Genomic DNA, 19552 nt, shown 5'->3' with positions numbered 1-19552 from the left:
CCGCCATGACCACCCCGCAGCTGGACCCGCCCAGCCTTTACGCCGCCCGCGAGCCGATCTTTCCCAAGCGCGTCAGCGGGCGGTTCCGCAGCCTGAAATGGGCGGTGATGGCGGTCACGCTGGCCATCTACTACATCACCCCCTGGCTGCGATGGGACCGGGGTCCGGCCATGCCCGATCAGGCCGTGCTGGTCGATCTGGCGCATCGGCGCTTCTTCTTCTTCGGCATCGAGATCTGGCCGCACGAATTCTACATCGTTGCGGGCCTGCTGGTCATGGCGGGGCTCGGGCTGTTCCTGTTCACTTCGGCGCTCGGGCGGGTCTGGTGCGGCTATACCTGCCCGCAGACCGTCTGGACCGACCTGTTCATTCTGGTCGAGCGCTGGATCGAGGGCGACCGCAACGCCCGCATCCGCCTGCACCGGCAGGGCTGGTCGGTGCGCAAGGCCGGGCTGCGCGGGGCGAAATGGGCGGTCTGGCTGGTGATCGCGGTGCTGACCGGCGGGGCCTGGGTGTTCTACTTCACCGACGCGCCGACGCTGGCGCGCGATCTGGCGACCCTGTCGGCGCCACCCGTCGCCTGGATGACCATCGCCATCCTGACCGCGACGACCTTCCTCTTCGGCGGCTTCGCCCGCGAGCAGATCTGCATCTATGCCTGCCCCTGGCCGCGCATCCAGGCCGCGATGATGGACGAGGACACGCTGACCGTCGCCTATCGCGACTGGCGCGGAGAGCCGCGCGGCAAGGGCGAGGGGGCGGGCGACTGCATCGACTGCCTGGCCTGCGTGTCCGTCTGCCCGACGGGCATCGACATCCGCGACGGGCAACAGCTGGAATGCATCACCTGCGCGCTGTGCATCGATGCCTGCGACCAGATGATGGACCGCACCGGGCGCCCGCGCGGGCTGATCGGCTATCTGGCCTTGTCCGACGAGACGGCCGAGCGCGCCGGCACCGCCCCCCGCAGCCCCTGGCGCCATGTGCTGCGCCCCCGCACCCTGATCTATGCGACTCTGTGGTCCGGCATCGGCGTGCTGCTGGCCACGGCGCTGGTCCTGCGCTCGCAGATCGATCTCAGCGTGACGCCGGTGCGCAACCCGATGTTCGTCACCCTGTCGGACGGCGCGGTCCGCAACGCCTATGAGCTGCGCCTGCGCAACAAGCAGCACGAGGCGGTGCGCTATGACATCGCCGTCGAGGCCCCGGGCGCGATCGAGGTCAGCGTCGAGGGCGAGACGGACGGCGCCATCACCGTGCCACCCGACCAGACCCTGACCCGCCGGGTCTATCTGACCGCGGCGCCGGGCAGCCCGCTGGCGGGCACCGGCGCCACCCCCGTCATCCTGACGGCCCGCGATCCCGGCAGCCCGGCTCGGGCTGAGATCGACACCGTCTTTCATGGAAGGGACGCCGAATGACCCGCGAACTTACCGGCCGCCACGTGCTGGCCATCACGGTCGGGGCCTTTGCCGTGATCATCGGCGTCAATCTGGTCATGGCCTTCCAGGCCGTGCGCAGCTTTCCCGGGCTCGAGACGCGCAGCGCCTATATCGCCTCGCAGCAATTCGAGGCCGAGCGTGCGGCCCAGGCCGCCCTCGGCTGGACCGCCGCCCTGTCGTTGGACGGCGACCGGCTGCTGCTGACCCTGCAGGATGCCGAGGGGCAGGGGGTCAGGCCGCGCGCGCTGGCGCTGGTCCTGCGCCGGCCCACGCATCTGCAGGCCGACCAGCATCCCCGGCTGCTGGCCGAGGCGGCGGGCCGCTGGCACGGACAGGTGCGGCTGGCCCCGGGCAACTGGAATGCCGACCTGACCGCCGAGGCGGCGGATGGCACGCAGGTGCGCCTGCGCCTGCCGCTTTACGTGGGGAGCTGAGATCATGGCCGACCTGTCCGCTGGTCACCATCACCGGCTTGGCGCCTGCCCGGCCTGCGACGCCGCCCCCCTGGCGCAGCGCCTGGCCGAACGGGCCGAGGCCGCGCGTCCCGCCCGGCTGGTCCTGTCGCTGCCCGACGCGCATTGCGCGCTGTGCATCACCTCGGCCGAGCGCGCGCTGATGGCCCATCCCGGCGTCAAGGCTGCCCGCGTCAACCTGACCCTGCGCCGCGTGACCATCGAGGCGCCCGGCCTGACCGCGCTGGATCTGGTCCCGGTGCTGGCCCGCGCCGGCCATGAGGCGCATGAGCTGGATCCCGACGCGCTGGTCGGGGCCTCGGCCGACCGGGCGGGGCGCGATCTGCTGATGCGGATCGGCATCTCGGGCTTCGCGATGATGAACGTGATGATCCTGTCGGTCGCGGTCTGGTCGGGGGCCGAGGCCGCGACCCGCGACCTGTTCCACTGGATCAGCGCCGCCATCGCCCTGCCGACCGTGGCCTTCGCGGGCCGGCCCTTCTTCGCCAGCGCCTGGACCTCGCTGAAGGCGCGGCGCTTGGGGATGGACGTGCCGATCTCGCTGGCGCTGATCCTGGCCAGCGCGATCAGCGTCTTCGAGACGACGCAATCGGGCCATCACGCCTATTTCGACGCGGCGGTGATGCTGTGCTTCTTCCTGCTGATCGGGCGCTATCTGGACCACCGCACCCGCGCCATCGCGCGGTCCGCCGCAGCCGAGCTGACCGCGCTGGAGGTGCCGCGCGCCACCCTGATCTCGGGGATGGTGGAACGGGCGGTGGCGGTGGCCGACCTGCGCCCGGGCGATCTGATCCGCGTGCGCCCCGGCGGGCGCATCCCCGCAGACGGCATCATCGCGCAGGGGCGCAGCGAGATCGACCGGGCCCTGCTGACGGGCGAGACGATGCCGGTGCCCGCAGGCCCCGGCACGGCCCTGCAGGCGGGCGAGGTGAACCTGACCGGCCCCTTGGACCTGCGGGTGACGGCGGCGGGACAGGACAGTTCGCTGGCGCGCCTGACCGCGCTGGTCGAGGCGGCCGAGACGGCGCGGGGCCGCTATACCTCGCTGGCCGAACGCGCCGCGCGGGCCTATTCGCCGGCTGTGCATCTGCTGGCCTTCGGCAGCTTTCTGGGCTGGCTCTGGGGCACGGGCGATGTCCGGCTGGCGGTGAACATCGCGGCGGCGGTGCTGATCATCACCTGCCCCTGCGCGCTTGGGCTGGCGGTGCCGGCGGTGGTGACCTCGGCCTCGGGGCGGCTGTTCCGGCGCGGGCTGCTGATCAAGGACGGCACCGCGCTGGAGCGTCTGGCCGAGGTGGACACGGTCGTCTTCGACAAGACCGGCACGCTGACCCTGGGCCAGCCGCTGCTGCTGACGGATGTCCCCGAGGTCCTGCGCGCCCCCGCTTTGGCCCTGGCGCAGGGGTCGTCGCATCCCCTGTCGCGCGCTCTGGCCGAGGGGCTGGAGGGCACGATCCCCGCCACTGTCACGGATCTGTGCGAGCATCCGGGGCAGGGCGTCAGCGCCATCTGGCAGGGGCAGGCGCTGCGGCTTGGCCGCGCCGACTGGCTGGGGCTTGGCCCGCAACAGGACAGCGCGACCCTGTCCAGCTGGCTGGCGGTCGGGGATCAGCCGCCGCTGCGGCTGGACTTCTCGGACCGGCTGCGCCCGGGCGCCGAGGCGTGCATCGCCCGGCTGAAGGCGGACGGGCTGCGGGTGATCCTGCTGTCAGGCGACCGCGCGGCGCCGGTGCAGGCGCTGGCGGCGCAGCTGGGCATCGAGGACTGGCGCGCGGGCATCAGCCCGATGGGTAAGGCCGCGGCCATCGCCACACTGTCGGACGAAGGTGCCCGCGTGCTGATGGTCGGCGACGGGCTGAACGACACGGCGGCGCTGGCGGGGGCCCATGCCTCGATCTCTCCGGCCAGCGCGCTGGATGCGGCGCGGGTGGCCAGCGACATGGTGCTGACCGGCCGGGATCTGGCGCCGGTGGCCGAGGCGCTGGTCATCGCGCGTCAGGCCACCCGGCGGATCCGCGAGAACTTTGCCATCTCGATCGGCTACAACGTCATCGCGGTGCCGTTTGCGGTGATGGGTCTGGCCACACCGCTGCTGGCCGCCTTGGCCATGTCGGCCAGCTCGATCACGGTGACGCTGAACGCGCTCCGCCTGAACGGAAAGGCCCGCTGATGGAGATCCTGGTCATCCTGATCCCCGTCTCGCTGGCCCTGGGGGGGGTGGGCCTCGGCGCGTTCCTCTGGGCGCTGAGGAACCGCCAGTTCGAGGATCCCAAGGGCGATGGGGAACGGGTGCTGTCGGACCGGTGGGACGATCACCCCCGGCCCGACACGCCCCCCGACTGAAGGCCCAGGACAGCGGCGAAGGCGTCCAGATCCGGACCCAGGGCCGCGCGGGCCGCGAACAGCGTCGCTTGCGAGCGCAGGATCGGCGGCTCGTCCAGGATGCGCAGGTTGTTGGCCCGCAGCGTCTCGCCCGACGAGGTGATGTCGGCGATCGCCTCGGCGGTCTGGTTGGCGACGGTGCCCTCGGTCGCGCCCTGGCTGTCGACCAGCTGGTAATCGGCGACCTCGTGCGCGGCCAGATGCGCGCGTACCAGCCGGTGATACTTCGTGGCGATGCGCAGGCGGAACCCGTGCTGCGCGCGGAAATCGCGGGTGATCGCGGCAAAATCGTCCAGGTCGCGGCAATCGCGCCAGCAATCGGGCACCGCTAGGATCAGGTCGGCATGGCCGAAGCCCATCGGCGCCAGCTCGACCAGGTCCGAGGACCAGCCAGCCAGCTTCTCGCGCACCAGATCGGTGCCGGTCACGCCCAGCTCGATCCGCCCCGCCGCCAGCTCGCGCGGGATCTCTCCGGCCGACAGCAGGACCAGCTGCACGCCCTCCGCGCCCTCGACCCGGCCCGCATATTCGCGGTCCGACCCGGCGCGCGACAGGCGCACGCCACGCGCGGCGAACCAGTCGAAGGTCTGTTCCATCAGCCGCCCCTTGGACGGCACCCCAAGGCGGATCATGCGGATGCCTCCAGTTCGGCGACCAGTCCGGGGCGAATGATGCCGCCCACGGCGGGGATCTCGCGCCCGCGTCCCAGCACGCGGGTCAGCGCGTCATAGCGCCCGCCCGAGGCGACGGGCGGCCAGGTCGCGCGCCCGGGCAGCGTGCGGTCGGCATGGAAGGTGAAGGTGAAGCCGTCGTAATATTCCAGCGTGGTGCGCCCGTGGCTGGCATCGAAGATCACCGCGCCCAGGTCGATCCCGCGCGCCGCGATGGCGTCCATCCGCGCGTGGATGCGGTCCACCGCCGGGGCGATGGCGGGCATGTCGCGGGCCAGTTCAACCAGCGCCGGCAGGGCGTCCGATGCGGGCGCACGCAGAGCGAACAGCCGCTCCAGCCGCTCGGTCCAGACCGGGGACAAGGGCGGCACGGCGGCATCGGCCTGCAGGCGCGCGATGCGGCGGATCATCTCGTCCTCGGACCGCATCCCGGCCCAGGGCGCGGTGCTGTCCGGAAACGCCCGCGCCACCGCGGGCCTGGAGAACCGCGCCAGCAGCCGCGCGAAGCGGCCCGGGCGCCAGATGTGATGAGAGAGGGCACAGGCCCGCGCCTGCGTCAGCGGCAGCCCCGCCACGGCATCCAACAGCAGCCCCATGTCGCCCGTCTCGGCCTGCAGGTCCAGCGGCGCCAGCGCCTCGTGGAACAGCGCGAAGACCTCGGCATCGGCGGCGGGATCGCGGCTGAACAGCTCGAACCCGCATTGCAGGTATTCGTGGTCGCGCGGCGTCTCGGGGCGGGTGTCGCCCATGTCCTGCTTGCGGAAGATCTCGCCCAGATAGCAATAGCGCGCGGGCTCGGCGCCCGTCCGCATATGGGCCTGCACCACCGGCACGGTGAAATCCGGGCGCAGCATCATCTCGCCCCGGATCGGGTCGGCGGTGACATAGGCGCGCGCGCGCAGGTCCTCGCCATAGAGGTCCAGCAGGCTCTCGGCGGGCAGCAGGATGTCGGGGGCGACCTCCTCGGCGCCGGTCGCCCGAAAGCGGGCCAGCAGGCGCTGGCCGACATCCTGCTTGTCGCGCTTGGTGATCATCCCAGGATCCGCCGCACTTCGGCCACCAGATCGGCGCGGGCCACCTCGGTCTGGGCGGGCTGGGATTTCCATTCGTCCAGCGAGGCCTGGGCCGCGATCCTGGCGCCCAGGATCAGGTCCTTGACCTGCACGACGCCGCGCGCGGCCTCGTCCTCGCCTTGGATGATCGCCACCGGGGCGCCGCGCTTGTCGGCATATTTCAGCTGGTTGCCGAAGTTCTTGGGGTTGCCCAGATAGACCTCGGCCCGGATCCCGGCGGCGCGCAGATCGGCGGCCATGGCCTGATAATCGGCCATCCGGTCGCGGTCCATGACCGTCACGACGACCGGTCCCGCCGCCTCGTCCCCGGCCAGCCCCTTGGCGCGCAGCGCGGCCAGCAGCCGGTCCACGCCGATGCTGACGCCGGTGGCAGGCACCTTCTGGCCGGTGAAGCGCTCGACCAGCCCGTCATAGCGCCCGCCGCCCGCGACGGACCCGAACTGGCGCCTGCGGCCCTTCTCGTCCAGGATCTCGAAGGTCAGCTCGGCCTCGAAGACCGGCCCGGTATAATATCCCAGGCCCCGCACGACCGACGGGTCGATCACGGCCCGGTCCTCGGCCACGCCCATCGCGGAGAGAAGGCCGGCCATCTGCGAAAGCTCGTCCACCCCCTCGGCGCCCATCTGCGAGACGCCCACGGCGGCGCGCAGATTGTCCAGCGTCGCGGCATTGTCCGCGCCCTTCGAGGTCAGGAAGGCCAGCACCGGCGCGGCCTGCGCCTCGGAAAGGCCCACGCCCTCGATCTGCGCGCCGCTCTCGTCGCGCCGTCCCGTGGTCAGCAGCGCCAGGACGCCGTCGCGGCCGACCTTGTCGAACTTGTCGATCGTGCGCAGGACGTCGTCGGCGCGGTCCGTGTCGACCTCGGCCGCCTCGAGCACCCCGTTCAGGACCTTGCGGTTGTTCATGCGCACCAGATAGTCGCCGCGGGCGATGCCCACGGCCTCCAGCGCATCGGCCAGCATCGCGCAGATCTCGGCATCCGCCGCGACCGACCCCGAGCCCACCGTATCCGCATCGCATTGATAGAACTGCCGGAACCGCCCCGGGCCGGGCTTCTCGTTGCGCCAGACCGGACCCATCGCATAGCGGCGATAGGGGCTGGGCAGGTCGTTGCGGTACTGCGCCGCGACCCGGGCCAGGGGCGCGGTCAGGTCATAGCGCAGCGCCAGCCAGTCGCCCGCCGTGCCGCCGCCCGGAACGGCCTCCTCCTGCCAGGCGAAGACGCCGGCATTGGGGCGGTCCACGTCGGGCAGGAACTTGCCCAGGGCCTCGACCGTCTCGACGGCGCTGGTCTCCAGCGGATCGAAGCCGTGGCGGTGATAGACCTCGGCGATGCGGTCCAGCATGCGCTTGCGCTCGGTCACGTCGCTGCCGAAGTAATCGCGGAACCCCTTGGGCGTCTCGGCCTTGGGGCGGGGCTGCTTCTTGTCTTTTGCCATGGTATCGGTCGCCTTTTCGGGCCCATATTCAGGCGCCGCTCTAACGGAAGGTGACGACATGGACAAGCAGCCCGCAGCGCCCGGCGCGCAGGACCGGCTTCTGCAGCTGGAAGAGGCGCTGGCCCATCTGGCCCGCCTGACCGAGGACCTGTCCGAGGTGATCGCCCGCCAGGACCGCGACCTGGCCCGGCTGACCCGCCGCCTGGACCTGCTGCTGCAGGCCGAGGCCGACCGCCAGGCCGACGCCCCCGGCCAGGTCGCCCTGACCGACCAGCGCCCCCCGCATTACTGAGGCGGGGGGCCGAACCCCCACCTTTCATCTTGGCATAAATATCCTCGGGGGGTCCGGGGGGCGAAGCGCCCCCGGTCGTCGCCCCCCGGCAAGGTCCCGCCCTCCTTGGGAAATCGCGCCTTCCCCCATCATCTTCGATGCGCTAGACGCAATCCGAAAAGAGTTTCGGACAACGAAAAGGATCGGTCATGGCCAATGTGGTGGTTGTCGGGGCCCAGTGGGGCGACGAGGGCAAGGGCAAGATCGTCGACTGGCTCTCGGAGCGGGCGGATGTGATCGCGCGGTTCCAGGGCGGTCACAATGCCGGCCATACGCTGGTCATCGGCGAGACGGTGTTCAAGCTGTCGCTGCTGCCCTCGGGCATCGTGCGGCCGGGCAAGCTGGCGGTGATCGGCAATGGCGTCGTGCTGGACCCCTGGGCGCTGTTCTCGGAAATCGACCGGCTGGCCGGGCAGGGGGTCGCCATCTCGACCGAGAACCTGATGATCGCCGAGAACACGCCGCTGATCCTGCCGCTGCACCAGGATCTGGACAAGCTGCGCGAGGATGCCGCCGGCAAGGCCAAGATCGGCACCACCGGGCGCGGCATCGGCCCCGCCTACGAGGACAAGGTCGGCCGCCGCACCATCCGCGTGGCCGATCTGGCCGACGAGGAGACCCTGGACAGCCGTCTGGACCGCCTGCTGGCCCATCACGATGCGCTGCGCAAGGGTCTGGGCGCCTCGCCCATCGACCGCGCCGACCTGAAGGCCCGGCTGATGGAGATCGCGCCCCAGCTGCTGCCCTATGCCCAGCCCGTCTGGAAGATCATGGGCGACGCGCGAAAGGCCGGAAAGCGCATCCTGTTCGAGGGCGCCCAAGGGTCCCTGCTGGACATCGATTTCGGCACCTATCCCTATGTGACCTCGTCGACGACGACCTCGGGGGCCGCGGCCTCGGGGACGGGCGTGGGGCCGGGGGCGATCGGCTTCGTGCTGGGCATCGTCAAGGCCTACACGACCCGCGTGGGCGAGGGGCCGTTCCCGACCGAGCTGGACGATGCGGACGGGCAGCGCTTGGGAGAGCGCGGCCACGAGTTCGGCACGGTGACGGGGCGCAAACGCCGTTGCGGCTGGTTCGACGCAGTGCTGGTGCGCCAGACCTGCGCCATCTCGGGCGTGAACGGCATCGCCCTGACCAAGCTGGACGTGCTGGACGGGTTCGAGACACTGAAGATCTGCACCGGCTACGAGATCGACGGCGTGACCTATGACTATCTGCCCACCGCCGCCGCGCTGCAGGCCAAGGTGACCCCGATCTATGAGGAGATGGAGGGCTGGCAGGAATCCACCGCCGGCGCGCGCAGCTGGGCCGAGCTGCCTGCGGCTGCCATCAAGTACGTCCGCCGGGTCGAGGAGCTGATCCAGTGCCCCGTCGCCATGCTGTCGACCAGCCCCGAGCGGGACGACACGATCCTGGTGACCGATCCCTTCGCGGACTGATCTCGCCCGCGACCCCGCGTCCCCTTGCGTCCCGCGACCGCCGGGGGACATCCTTTCCCCCGGACCCCCTGGGGGATATTTCTGCCAAGATGAAAGGACGACCCGTCATGCAGCTGAAGGCCCGCAAGAGGTGGTCGATCTTCATTCTGGTCGTGGCGCTGCCGCTCTATGTGATGGCGGCGGTCACGCTGATGAACTGGCTGGACGGGCGCTTCGGGCGCCAGCCGATCTGGATCGAGCTGCTGATCTATGTCGGTCTGGGGGTCCTGTGGGCGCTGCCCTTCAAGAAGGTCTTCCTGGGCGTCGGCAAGGGGTGAGGTCCGCTTGGGTCCGCGATCCGCGCGGGGTGACCGTGATCGGTGGCGGTGCGGTCGCTTCGGAGGATCTGGACGGTGCCCTGGCGGTCGCTCCGTTGCTGGTGGCGGCGGATGGGGGGGCGGACCGGGCCCATGATCTGGGACGGGCGCCCGATTGGGTGATCGGGGATCTGGACAGCATCTCCGACGCCGCGCGGGCACGGGTGCCCGGCGGACGCCTGCTGGAGGTGGCCGAGCAGGACAGCACCGATTTTGCCAAATGCCTGGGACGGATCGACGCGCCGCTGATCATGGCGGTGGGATTTGCCGGGCTGCGTCTGGATCACACGCTGGCGGCCCTGACGGCCCTCGTGCAACCGGAGGCGCCTCGGGTGGTGATGCTGGCCTCGGAGGACGTGATCCTGGCCTGTCCGGCGCGGATCGACCTGCCACTGCCGGCGGGAACGCGGGTGTCGCTGTTTCCTATGGGCCCGGCGCGCGGGACCAGCCGGGGGCTGGAATGGCCGATCGACGGGATCGAGATGACGCCGGGCGGGCGGGTCGGAACCTCGAACCGCGCCCTGGGGCCGGTGAGCCTGCGGATCGAGGGGCCGATGCTCTTGATGCTGCCCCGCGATTGCCTGGGGGTGGTGCTGGGCGCGCTCGGTCGCTGAGGGGGCGGTTGTCGTCGCGGCCTCGATGGCTTATCTGAGGGGCGAACCCCCGGAGGCCGCCCATGTCGCTGAACCCGATCCGTCCCTGGCGCAACATCGAACGCCGGAAATCGCGCCAGATCATGGTGGGCAACGTCCCCGTGGGCGGCGACGCCCCGATCAGCGTGCAGACCATGACCAACACCAACGGCCATGACGTGCGTGCCACGCTGGACCAGGTCATCGCCTGCGCCGAGGCCGGGGCCGACATCGTGCGCATCAGCGCGCCCGATCAGGAGACGACGACCGCGCTGCGCGAGATCTGCCGCGAAAGCCCGGTGCCGATCGTGGCGGACATCCATTTCCACTACAAGCGCGCCATCGAGGCGGCCGAGGCGGGCGTGGCCTGCCTGCGCATCAATCCCGGCAATATCGGTGACGAGACCCGGGTGCGCGAGGTCATCAAGGCGGCCCGGCATCACGGTTGCTCGATGCGGATCGGGGTCAATGCGGGGTCGCTGGAGCGGCATCTTCTGGAGAAATACGGCGAGCCCTGCCCGGATGCGATGGTCGAATCCGGCATGGATCACATCAAGATCCTGCAGGACAACGATTTCCACGAGTTCAAGATCAGCGTGAAGGCCAGCGACGTGTTCCTGTCGGCGGCCGCCTATGCGCAGCTGGCCGAGATCACCGATGCGCCGATCCATCTGGGCATCACCGAGGCCGGCGGCTTCGTCGGCGGCACGGTGAAGTCCGCCGTGGGTCTGGGCAACCTGCTGTGGTCGGGGATCGGCGACACGATCCGCGTCAGCCTGTCCGCCGATCCGGTGCAGGAGGTCAAGGTCGGCTTCGAGATCCTGAAATCGCTCGGGCTGCGGACGCGGGGCGTGCAGATCATCAGCTGCCCCTCCTGCGCGCGGCAGGGCTTCGACGTGATCCGCACGGTCGAGGCGCTGGAGCAGCGGCTGGAGCACATCAAGACGCCGATGAGCCTGTCGATCATCGGCTGCGTGGTGAACGGCCCCGGCGAGGCGCTGATGACCGATCTGGGCTTCACGGGCGGCGGCGCGGGCTCGGGCATGATCTACATGGCCGGCAAGCAGAGCCACAAGCTGTCCAACGACCAGATGGTCGATCACATCGTCGAACTGGTCGAGAAGCGTGCCGAGGTGCTGGAGGCCGAGGCGAAGGCGGCAGAGTAAGGCGCATGGTTCTGTGACGAAAGGCCGGGGGCTGAGGCTGGCGCCGATGGGCGACCCCTGCCGAAGCAGGCTGTCGAAGCCGATTCGCCCCGGCAAGATGATCCGGTGATTTTGGTGTAGCCCCCGACGCGGTGTCGCCGGGGGTTTTTCCTTGGTGTCAGCCGATCATGGGCGCAGACCCGGATCCGGGCGTCACTTGCGCGTGCCCGAGCGTTCGCGGGCGGGCAGGTCTCCGGCGTGATCCAATGCACCGGAGGGCGCGGTAGCGCGCTCGGTGCCGGCCAAGCCCTTCTTGCCGGGATCGGCATCAGGATCGTTCGGGTGCAGCGCGCCGCCTCCTTCCAGCATCGGATTCGGCGTCTCGGCCTCGGTCTTCAGCTGCATCGCCTGTTCGGCCAGCTCGGTCTGGCTGGCGCCACCGGCCTCGCGGCGGCCGCGTTCCTCGGTGGCGCGGTCCAGCGCGGCGGTCAGGTATTCCGCCTTGCTGCGCGTGCCCTCGTTGCCGCCGGCCGAGGACTTGCCCGAGGGCCGGACCTTGCCGCGCGCCTCACGGCCCTGCCGGGCGGCGATGTCGCGGGCGCGGTTTCGGCGCACCCGCAGCAGCCCGATCAGATCCGACAGGTCCTTGTCGGACAGCTGACCCAGGGCGGGCTGGCGGCTTTGATTGGCAAATCCCAGCTCTTCCTGGCTCAGGGCCCGCTGTTCTTCGGGGGTGGCGGGGGTGTGGTCGGTCATCGAAGCCTCCGGGTTGCCATGCGGTCGCAAACCCAACGTAGGCGCCTTGGCAGGGTTCCTCTGCCACACCCCCGGCGCCGTGACGACGCAAAAGCGTTTTCCCAGACTTGAATATCGCTTTTTTCGCGGCTATGGCTGTGCTGGTATCACGCGGTCCCCTTCAGGTTGCGCGTGTCGATTCCCTTTCGCGTAACCGTGAGCTTTGCACATGACCCTGCCCAACCAGACCCCGATCCCCGAACTCTACGTCTCGGAGGCCGCCGCCGAGGCGCTCAAGGACGATGCGGGGCAGATGCCCAGCTGGGACCTGACGCCGCGCCAGATCTGCGATCTGGAGCTGCTGATGAACGGCGGCTTCAACCCGCTGAAGGGCTTCCTGACCGAGGCCGACTACAACGGCGTCGTCAACGAGATGCGGCTGGAATCGGGCGCGCTGTGGCCGATGCCCATCACGCTGGACGTGTCTGAGAAATTTGCCGACGGCCTGCCCACCGGCACCGACATCGCGCTGCGCGATCAGGAAGGCGTGATCCTGGCGATCATGTCGGTCACCGACAAATGGGTGCCGAACAAGGCGCTCGAAGCCGAGAAGGTCTTCGGCGCCGACGATCTGGCCCATCCGGCGGTCAACTACCTGCACAACACCGCGGGCCCGGTCTATCTGGGTGGCCCGGTCAAGGGTCTGCAGACGCCGACGCATTACGACTTCCGCGCCCGCCGCAACACGCCCAACGAGCTGCGCGCCTTCTTCAAGAAGCTGGGCTGGACCCGCGTCGTGGCCTTCCAGACGCGCAACCCGCTGCACCGCGCGCATCAGGAGCTGACCTTCCGCGCCGCCCGCGAAGCGCAGGCCAACCTGCTGATCCATCCGGTCGTCGGCATGACCAAGCCGGGCGACGTGGACCACTTCACCCGCGTGCGCTGCTACGAGGCGGTGCTGGACAAGTATCCGGCCGCGACCACCAACCTGTCGCTGCTGAACCTGGCGATGCGCATGGCGGGCCCGCGCGAGGCGGTCTGGCACGGCCTGATCCGCGCCAACCATGGCGTCACGCACTTCATCGTGGGCCGCGACCATGCCGGTCCGGGCAAGAACAGCCAAGGCAAGGACTTCTACGGTCCCTATGACGCCCAGACCCTGTTCACCCAGTACAAGGACGAGATCGGCGTCGAGATGGTCGACTTCAAGCACATGGTCTATGTGCAGGAAAAGGCCAGCTATTTCCCCGCCGACGAGATCCCCGAGGGCTCGACCGTGCTGGACATCAGCGGCACCGAACTGCGCCGCCGCCTGCGCGAGGGTCTGGACATTCCCGAATGGTTCAGCTTCCCCGAGGTCGTGCAGCAGCTGCGCCGCACCTCGCCGCCGCGCGCCCAGCAGGGCTTCACGGTGTTCTTCACCGGCCTGTCGGGTTCGGGCAAGTCGACCGTCGCCAACGCGCTGATGGTCAAGCTGATGGAGATGGGCGGGCGTCCCGTGTCGCTGCTGGACGGCGACGTGGTCCGCAAGCACCTGTCCTCGGAGCTGGGCTTCTCGAAGGAGCATCGCGACATCAACATCAAGCGGATCGGCTATGTCGCGTCCGAGATCACCAAGAACGGCGGCATCGCGATCTGCGCGCCGATCGCGCCCTACACCGCGACCCGTCGCGCCGTGCGCGAGATGGTCGAGGCCGGTGGCGCCTTCGTCGAGGTCCATATCTCGACCCCGATCGAGGAATGCGAGCGCCGCGACCGCAAGGGCCTGTACAAGCTGGCCCGCGAAGGCAAGATCAAGGAATTCACCGGGATCTCGGATCCCTATGAAGAGCCGAAGAATGCCGAGCTGGTCGTCGACACCAGCGACATCGACGTGGACGGCGCCGCCCACCAGGTGCTGCTGAAGCTGGAAAGCATGGGCCTGATCGGCCTCAGCTGATCGCGACTGCAAGTTTCGGAACGGCCCCGGCACCCTGCCGGGGCCGTTTCGCGTTTGTCCCGGGGCGCGCGGAACCCGCCCTGCCACCCGAAGGTTCGACCCCGGCCGTTTCCGCCGCGAAGGATATCCCCGATGACCACATCGACCGCCGCGCCCAGGGGCGTGAACCCTTGGGCCGCGACCGTGCTGCTGCTGATGGGCAATTTCATGAACCTAGTCGATGTCAGCATCGTCAACGTGGCGCTGCCCTCGATCCGGGCCGACCTGAACGCGACCGAGACGCAGATCGAATGGGTCTCGGCCGCCTATGTGCTGGCCTTCGCGGTGGGGCTGCTGCCCTGCGGGCGGTTCGGGGACAAGCTGGGGCGCAAGCGGCTGTTCCTGTCGGGGGTGGGGCTCTTCACGCTGGCCTCGGTCCTGTGCGGGCTGGCGCCGGGCATCTGGGTGCTGATCGCGGCGCGGGCGCTGCAGGGGATCGGCGGCGCGATGATGGTGCCGCAGGTCATGGCGATCATGCATGTGCTGTTCGCACCCGAGCAGAAGGCCCGGGCCTTCGCGCTGGCGGGCGTCGTGGTCAGCCTTGGCGCGGTCAGCGGGCCGCTGCTGGGCGGGCTGCTGATCACCGCCGACATCCAGGGGCTGGGCTGGCGGCCGATCTTCCTGGTGAACCTGCCCATCGGCCTGCTGGTCGTTCTGGGCGGCCTGCGGCTGATCCCGACCATGTCCTCGGCGCGCGAGATGGCCATCGACTGGCGCGGGGTCGGGCTGTTCGCCGCCGCCATCACGCTGGTCGTGCTGCCGGTGATCGAGGGGCCGCTGCTGGGCTGGCCGTGGTGGTCGCTGGTGGCGCTGGCCAGCGCCGCGCCGGTGGGCTGGCTGTTCTGGCGCCGCCAGCAGGCGCTGGAACGCGCGGGCCGCGAACAGCTGCTGCCGGTGCAGCTCTTGCGCGACCGGGGCTATCTGTCGGGAGTCATCGTGGTGATGCTGCATTTCTCGGCCATTCCGGGGATGTTCCTGATCTTGGCGATCTATCTGCAGACGGGCTTCAGGTTGAGCCCGCTGCAATCCGGGCTGGCCACGGCACCCTTTCCTCTGGGGGTGATGCTGGGCAGCTGGGTGACGGCGCGCTTCGGCATCCGCGCCATGACCCGGCGCATCGCGATGGGCGCCGGGATCATGCTGGTCGGCATGATCTGGCTGCGCCATGCGGCGGGCCATCCGCCCGCCGATCTGCATCTGTGGACGCTGGCCGCGCCCCTGGCCCTGAACGGTTTCGGAATGGGGCTGGCCATCTCGCCGCTGTTCCAGATGGTGCTGCGCGACGTGCCCGGGCCGATGGCGGGGGCGGCGACCGGAGGGATGCAGGCCTTCCAGCAGGTCGGCGCGGCCATCGGCATCGCGCTGGCCTCCAGCCTGTTCTTCGTGCATCTGCGCGGGACGGGCGATTATCCGGCGGCGCTGGCCACCGCGCTGACCTATCAGGTCTGCGTCTTTGCCGCGATCCTGACCCTGCTGGCGATCCGGGCCCGCACGGTGCGCCGCGTGCGGGTACCCGGATGAGCGGCTGGCGATCCTCGCTGGAGGTCTGGGATCTGGCCTCGGCCAGCGCCCGGGTGATCCTGCGCACGGAAAAACTGATCGAGGCGCCGAACTGGCATCCCGATGGCTGGTTCCTTGTCAATGGCGAGGGGCGGCTGTGGCGGGCGGACGAAGCGGGGCTGCACCTGATCGACACCGGCTGCCCCGAGCGGTGCAACAACGACCACGGCATCCTGCCCGACGGGCGCATCGTCTTTTCGGCGCATGACGGGACGGGGGCGGGCATCCACATCTCGGATGGGCGCGAGGTGCGGACCCTGCCGCTGCCCCGGCCCAGCTGGTGGCACGGCGCCGGGACGGAACGTCTGGTCTATGCCTGCGCGCGCGGCGGCGACCGGGTCGTGCGGATCGCCAGCTGCGACCTGGAAGGCCACGACGAGCGGATCCTGACCCCGGGCATCGCCCATCATGACGGCCCGGATCTCAGCCCCTGCCGCACGTGGATCTGGTTCAACTCGGACGCCACGGGGCACGCGCAGATCTGGCGGATGCGGTCCGACGGATCAGAGGCCGCACCGGTCTTTCGCGACGACCATGTGAACTGGTTTCCCCATCCCTCGCCCTGTGGCAGCCACGTCATATGGCTGGCCTATGCGCCGGGCACGCAGGACCACCCGCGCGACCGTCCCGTGGCGCTGCACATCATGCGACCGGACGGGACGGGGCGGCGGAAGCTGCTGGATTTGTGGGGAGGGCAGGGAACGCTTAACGTGCCCTGCTGGGCGCCGGACGGGCACGCCTTTGCCTTCATGCGCTATGCGCGGCTCGGTCAGTGAACGCTGACCGGCATCATCTCGTTCTGCCGCGCCAGCGTGAAGGCCAGGCTGCGATCCTGGACCAAGGCCAGACGCTCGCCCTCGGCATCATGCACGGCATAGACGTCCTGCCCTTCGGGCAGCTGCTCGCGGATGTCGCGGGGCAGGGTGGCGAGGGCCACCTTGCGGATGTAGACTGTCTGGGCGACGTCGATATCGCCGAAATCGTATCTGCTATTCAAGACGTTCCCCTTCCTTGCGGCTGATGGGAATGGATCGGACGACCTGATGCGGGGTGACCCGTCTCAGATCAATGTTCAAAAGCCCGTTGTCGAGACCCGCGCCCATCACCTCAACGCCGTCGGCCAGCACGAAGTTGCGTTGAAATGCGCGGGCCGCGATCCCGCGATGCAAAAAGACGCGGTTGTCCTCGCCCTCGGGCTGGCGGCCCCGGATGACCAGTTGGCGGTCCTCGGTCGTGATCGCCAGATCCTCCTCGGCAAAGCCTGCGACGGCCAGCGTGATGCGGAACCCGTTGGGCGCGATATGTTCGATATTGAAGGGCGGATAGCCCTCGGCCCCTTTGGCGGCGCGTTCGGCCAGGCGTTCTAGCTGGTCGAAGCCCAGAAGATAGGGGTGAGACCCCAAGGACATCTTTGTCATCTCAGCCCTTTGCATTGCAGCGACTGCGTGGCGCGGGTCCCGAAGCGATGTGGCAACCCGCCTGATCGGAATATGGAAAGTCGCGGGCATTTTTGCAAGAACTGCATGTCGTGCAATGCGCCCGCAGCCCCGGATTCGAACAGGGGCAGTTAACAGACGCGCATCGCCGCGCTATACTGGATGAAACCGGCATCGACAGCCCGAAAGCGTCCAAAGATGAACATGCAGCATTCGATGACCCATGATGATATCGCGCGCACCCGCCTCGAGGCGCTGCGCTGCGAGCATCGCGATCTGGACGAGGCGATCGCGGCCCTGCAGGGCCAGCAGCTGACCTCGTCCCTGGCCCTGCAGCGGCTGAAGAAGCAAAAGCTGTCGCTCAAGGATCGCATCGCCCGGCTGGAGGACGAGCTGACCCCCGACATCATCGCCTGATTGAAGGCCGCGCCCCCCCGCGCTATGCGGGACCCGGCAAGGATCAATGGGGGCCGCGATGGACGAACCGGTGGGAATTATCATGGGCAGCCAGTCCGACTGGCCGACCCTGCGCGAGGCGGCGGATGTGCTGGACCAGCTGGGCATTCCCTGGCACGCGCGCATCGTCAGCGCCCATCGGACCCCCGACCGGCTGTGGGACTATGGCCGCTCGGCCGTCGATCGCGGGCTGCGCGTCATCATCGCGGGCGCGGGCGGGGCGGCGCATCTGCCCGGCATGATGGCCAGCAAGACGCGGATCCCGGTGATCGGCGTGCCGGTCCAGACCAAGGCCCTGTCGGGGGTCGATTCGCTCTATTCCATCGTGCAGATGCCCAAGGGCTATCCGGTGGCCACCATGGCCATCGGGGCTGCGGGCGCCGCCAATGCCGGGCTGATGGCCGCCGCCATCCTGGCACTGTCCGATCCGTCTTTGGCACAAAGGCTGGACGATTGGCGCGCGGCGCTGTCGGCCTCGATCCCCGAGGAGCCGGTCGATGAGTGAGATCCGCACCCTCGGCATCCTGGGCGGCGGTCAGCTGGGCCGCATGATCTCGGTCGCGGCCAGCCGCCTCGGGCTGCGCTGCCACATCTTCGAGCCCGGCGCGGCGCCGGCCGGCGATGTCGCCTGGCGCGTGACGACGGCTCCCTACGAGGACGAGGCCGCCCTGCGCGCCTTCGCCGCCTCGGTCGATGTCATCACCTATGAATTCGAGAATGTGCCGACCAGCGCGCTGGATCTGCTGGAAAGCCTGGCGCCCATCCGCCCGAACCGCCGCGCGCTGGCCGTCTCGCAGGACCGGCTGACGGAGAAGTCCTTCCTGAACCAGATCGGCTTGGCCACCGCCCCCTTCGCCGATGTCCCCGATGCGGGCGCGCTGGACGCGGCCATCGCGGAGATCGGGCGCCCCTCGATCCTCAAGACCCGCCGCATGGGCTATGACGGCAAGGGCCAGGTCCGCATCGGGGACGGCCCCGCCGACTGGACCGGCGGGCCCTCAGTGCTGGAAGGGTTCATCGACTTTTCGGCCGAGATCAGCGTCATCGTCGCGCGCGGCGCCGATGGGCAGGTGGCGGCCTTCGATCCGGGCCTGAACGTGCATGAAGGTGGCATCCTGCGCACCACCACCGTGCCCTGCGGCCTGGCCGGGGCGGTCACCACCGATGCCGTGCTGATCGCCGCCCGCATCGCCACCGCGCTGGACTATGTGGGCGTCATGGGGGTCGAGCTGTTCGTCACCCCCCAGGGCCTGATCGTGAACGAGATCGCGCCGCGCGTCCACAATTCCGGCCATTGGACGCAGGCCGGATGTGCCGTCGACCAGTTCGAGCAGCATGTCCGCGCCGTGGCGGGCCTGCCCCTGGGCGATGGCCGCCGCCATGCCGATGTGGTGATGGAGAACCTGATCGGCGACGACATGGACCGCGTGCCCGAGCTGCTGGCGCAGCCGCGCACCCAGGTCCATCTCTATGGCAAGGGCGAGGCGCGTCCCGGTCGCAAGATGGGCCATGTGAACCGGATCACCGGCTGATGGCCCCCCGCCTCGCGGTCCGCGCGGCGATCCTGCATCGGGCCCTGGTGCTGGTGGTGAATGCCTGGCCGGGCCATGGCTCGGACCTGTGGTGCCTGCCCGGCGGCGGGGTCGAGCCGGGCCAGTCCCTGCCCGACACGCTCATCCGCGAGGTGGCCGAGGAGACCGGCTTGCAGGTCACCCCCGGCGCCCCCTTCCTGATCAACGAGTTCCACGACCCCGCCTCAGGCTTCCACCAAGTCGAGATCCACTTCCGCGCCACCCTGACCGGCCCCGACCTGATCACCCTGGCCGACCCCGAAGGCATCGTGAACCGCGCCCGATGGGTGACGCGGGCCGACCTCGCGCAACTTCGCCACAAACCCGACAGCCTCGGCGCGTCCATCTGGGGCGGCGGCGACGCGCATTACGACCCGCTCGAGACGGTCATCTTCTAAGCGAACCCCACCCCCTTCATCTTGGCTGAAAT

At 69.5% G+C, this 19552-nt stretch carries 22 protein-coding genes; 16 read left to right on the top strand and 6 right to left on the bottom strand.

Translation table 11 applies throughout. The features are described from left to right. The first annotated feature begins 5 nt into the window (after nt 1-5). Genes ccoG through ccoS form a run of 4 tightly spaced genes read left to right on the top strand, consistent with a single transcriptional unit; the run spans nt 6 to nt 4258 of the window. Complete coding sequence (ccoG, locus tag FA743_RS01640) at nt 6-1421, top strand: cytochrome c oxidase accessory protein CcoG (protein WP_136884129.1); 1416 nt, start codon at nt 6-8, stop codon at nt 1419-1421. Next, nucleotides 1418-1876, top strand: a complete 459-nt coding sequence (locus FA743_RS01635) for a FixH family protein (protein ID WP_136884128.1) — start codon at nt 1418-1420, stop codon at nt 1874-1876. The genes ccoG and FA743_RS01635 overlap by 4 nt, the downstream gene beginning before the upstream one ends. A gap of 4 nt (nt 1877-1880) precedes the next feature. Then, complete coding sequence (locus FA743_RS01630; RefSeq protein WP_136884127.1) at nt 1881-4085, top strand: heavy metal translocating P-type ATPase; 2205 nt, start codon at nt 1881-1883, stop codon at nt 4083-4085. Further along, nucleotides 4085-4258, top strand: a complete 174-nt coding sequence (gene ccoS, locus FA743_RS01625; protein WP_136884126.1) for a cbb3-type cytochrome oxidase assembly protein CcoS — start codon at nt 4085-4087, stop codon at nt 4256-4258. The genes FA743_RS01630 and ccoS overlap by 1 nt, the downstream gene beginning before the upstream one ends. Here the strand turns inward: ccoS and hisG are convergent. The 3 genes from hisG to hisS are packed head-to-tail and all read right to left on the bottom strand — an operon-like array spanning nt 4228 to nt 7480. Further along, the gene (gene hisG, locus FA743_RS01620; protein ID WP_136884125.1) at nt 4228-4929 is read right to left on the bottom strand and encodes an ATP phosphoribosyltransferase; all 702 of its coding nucleotides are present in this window, start codon (nt 4927-4929) and stop codon (nt 4228-4230) included. The genes ccoS and hisG overlap by 31 nt on opposite strands. Further along, nucleotides 4926-5999: an ATP phosphoribosyltransferase regulatory subunit gene (locus FA743_RS01615; RefSeq protein WP_136884404.1), complete on the bottom strand. Its 1074-nt coding sequence runs from the start codon at nt 5997-5999 to the stop codon at nt 4926-4928. Before FA743_RS01615 ends, hisG begins: the two co-directional genes overlap by 4 nt. Beyond that, nucleotides 5999-7480, bottom strand: a complete 1482-nt coding sequence (hisS, locus tag FA743_RS01610) for a histidine--tRNA ligase (protein ID WP_136884124.1) — start codon at nt 7478-7480, stop codon at nt 5999-6001. The genes FA743_RS01615 and hisS overlap by 1 nt, the downstream gene beginning before the upstream one ends. Before the next feature lie 58 nt (nt 7481-7538). Here hisS and FA743_RS01605 point away from each other — a divergent pair, with 58 nt between their 5' ends. The 5 genes from FA743_RS01605 (at nt 7539) to ispG (ending at nt 11407) form a co-directional block, all read left to right on the top strand. Next, nucleotides 7539-7772, top strand: coding sequence for a SlyX family protein (locus tag FA743_RS01605; protein WP_136884123.1), 234 nt, complete (start codon nt 7539-7541; stop codon nt 7770-7772). Nucleotides 7773-7960: 188 nt separating this feature from the next. Next, a complete protein-coding gene (locus FA743_RS01600) occupies nt 7961-9253 on the top strand; it encodes an adenylosuccinate synthase (protein WP_136884122.1) in 1293 nt (430 codons plus the stop codon). A 107-nt stretch (nt 9254-9360) separates the two neighbouring features. After that, nucleotides 9361-9570: a DUF2842 domain-containing protein gene (locus tag FA743_RS01595; protein ID WP_136884121.1), complete on the top strand. Its 210-nt coding sequence runs from the start codon at nt 9361-9363 to the stop codon at nt 9568-9570. Beyond that, nucleotides 9567-10223 (top strand): thiamine diphosphokinase, encoded by a 657-nt coding sequence (locus tag FA743_RS01590; RefSeq protein ID WP_136884120.1) that lies wholly within the window; start codon nt 9567-9569, stop codon nt 10221-10223. Before FA743_RS01595 ends, FA743_RS01590 begins: the two co-directional genes overlap by 4 nt. Before the next feature lie 62 nt (nt 10224-10285). Further along, on the top strand, nt 10286-11407 hold the full coding sequence (gene ispG / locus FA743_RS01585; protein ID WP_136884119.1) for a flavodoxin-dependent (E)-4-hydroxy-3-methylbut-2-enyl-diphosphate synthase: 1122 nt from the start codon (nt 10286-10288) through the stop codon (nt 11405-11407). A 192-nt stretch (nt 11408-11599) separates the two neighbouring features. Here the strand turns inward: ispG and FA743_RS01580 are convergent, their stop codons facing one another. After that, entirely contained in the window at nt 11600-12142 is a 543-nt protein-coding gene (locus tag FA743_RS01580; protein WP_136884118.1) for a hypothetical protein, read from the bottom strand. A gap of 208 nt (nt 12143-12350) precedes the next feature. On the opposite strand from FA743_RS01580, the gene FA743_RS01575 reads away from it, so the two are divergent. The 3 genes from FA743_RS01575 to FA743_RS01565 all read left to right on the top strand — a co-directional run bounded on the left by FA743_RS01575 (nt 12351) and on the right by FA743_RS01565 (nt 16435). Beyond that, nucleotides 12351-14060: a bifunctional sulfate adenylyltransferase/adenylylsulfate kinase gene (locus tag FA743_RS01575; protein WP_136884117.1), complete on the top strand. Its 1710-nt coding sequence runs from the start codon at nt 12351-12353 to the stop codon at nt 14058-14060. Nucleotides 14061-14192: 132 nt separating this feature from the next. Beyond that, entirely contained in the window at nt 14193-15620 is a 1428-nt protein-coding gene (locus FA743_RS01570; protein WP_136884116.1) for an MFS transporter, read from the top strand. Beyond that, on the top strand, nt 15617-16435 hold the full coding sequence (locus FA743_RS01565; protein WP_136884115.1) for a TolB family protein: 819 nt from the start codon (nt 15617-15619) through the stop codon (nt 16433-16435). Before FA743_RS01570 ends, FA743_RS01565 begins: the two co-directional genes overlap by 4 nt. Here the strand turns inward: FA743_RS01565 and FA743_RS01560 are convergent. Next, nucleotides 16429-16656 carry a DUF1150 family protein gene (locus tag FA743_RS01560; protein WP_136884114.1) on the bottom strand — a complete coding sequence of 76 codons (228 nt, stop codon included), beginning with the start codon at nt 16654-16656 and terminating at the stop codon, nt 16429-16431. The genes FA743_RS01565 and FA743_RS01560 overlap by 7 nt on opposite strands. Then, a complete protein-coding gene (locus tag FA743_RS01555; protein ID WP_136884113.1) occupies nt 16649-17077 on the bottom strand; it encodes an Hsp20 family protein in 429 nt (142 codons plus the stop codon). Before FA743_RS01555 ends, FA743_RS01560 begins: the two co-directional genes overlap by 8 nt. Before the next feature lie 216 nt (nt 17078-17293). Here FA743_RS01555 and FA743_RS01550 point away from each other — a divergent pair, with 216 nt between their 5' ends. From FA743_RS01550 to FA743_RS01535, 4 genes are read left to right on the top strand one after another with little or no spacing between them, the layout of a single operon-like run. Next, nucleotides 17294-17512, top strand: coding sequence for a YdcH family protein (locus FA743_RS01550; protein ID WP_135312821.1), 219 nt, complete (start codon nt 17294-17296; stop codon nt 17510-17512). Nucleotides 17513-17570: 58 nt separating this feature from the next. Continuing rightward, on the top strand, nt 17571-18056 hold the full coding sequence (gene purE, locus FA743_RS01545; protein WP_136884112.1) for a 5-(carboxyamino)imidazole ribonucleotide mutase: 486 nt from the start codon (nt 17571-17573) through the stop codon (nt 18054-18056). After that, entirely contained in the window at nt 18049-19083 is a 1035-nt protein-coding gene (locus FA743_RS01540) for a 5-(carboxyamino)imidazole ribonucleotide synthase (RefSeq protein ID WP_136884111.1), read from the top strand. The genes purE and FA743_RS01540 overlap by 8 nt, the downstream gene beginning before the upstream one ends. Next, nucleotides 19083-19520 (top strand): NUDIX domain-containing protein, encoded by a 438-nt coding sequence (locus FA743_RS01535; protein ID WP_136884110.1) that lies wholly within the window; start codon nt 19083-19085, stop codon nt 19518-19520. Before FA743_RS01540 ends, FA743_RS01535 begins: the two co-directional genes overlap by 1 nt. Nucleotides 19521-19552 lie beyond the last annotated feature (32 nt).

Source organism: Paracoccus gahaiensis (genome assembly GCF_005048225.1).
In the GTDB taxonomy this organism is placed as follows: domain Bacteria; phylum Pseudomonadota; class Alphaproteobacteria; order Rhodobacterales; family Rhodobacteraceae; genus Paracoccus; species Paracoccus gahaiensis.
This window is presented reverse-complemented; position numbering and strand designations above follow the sequence as displayed.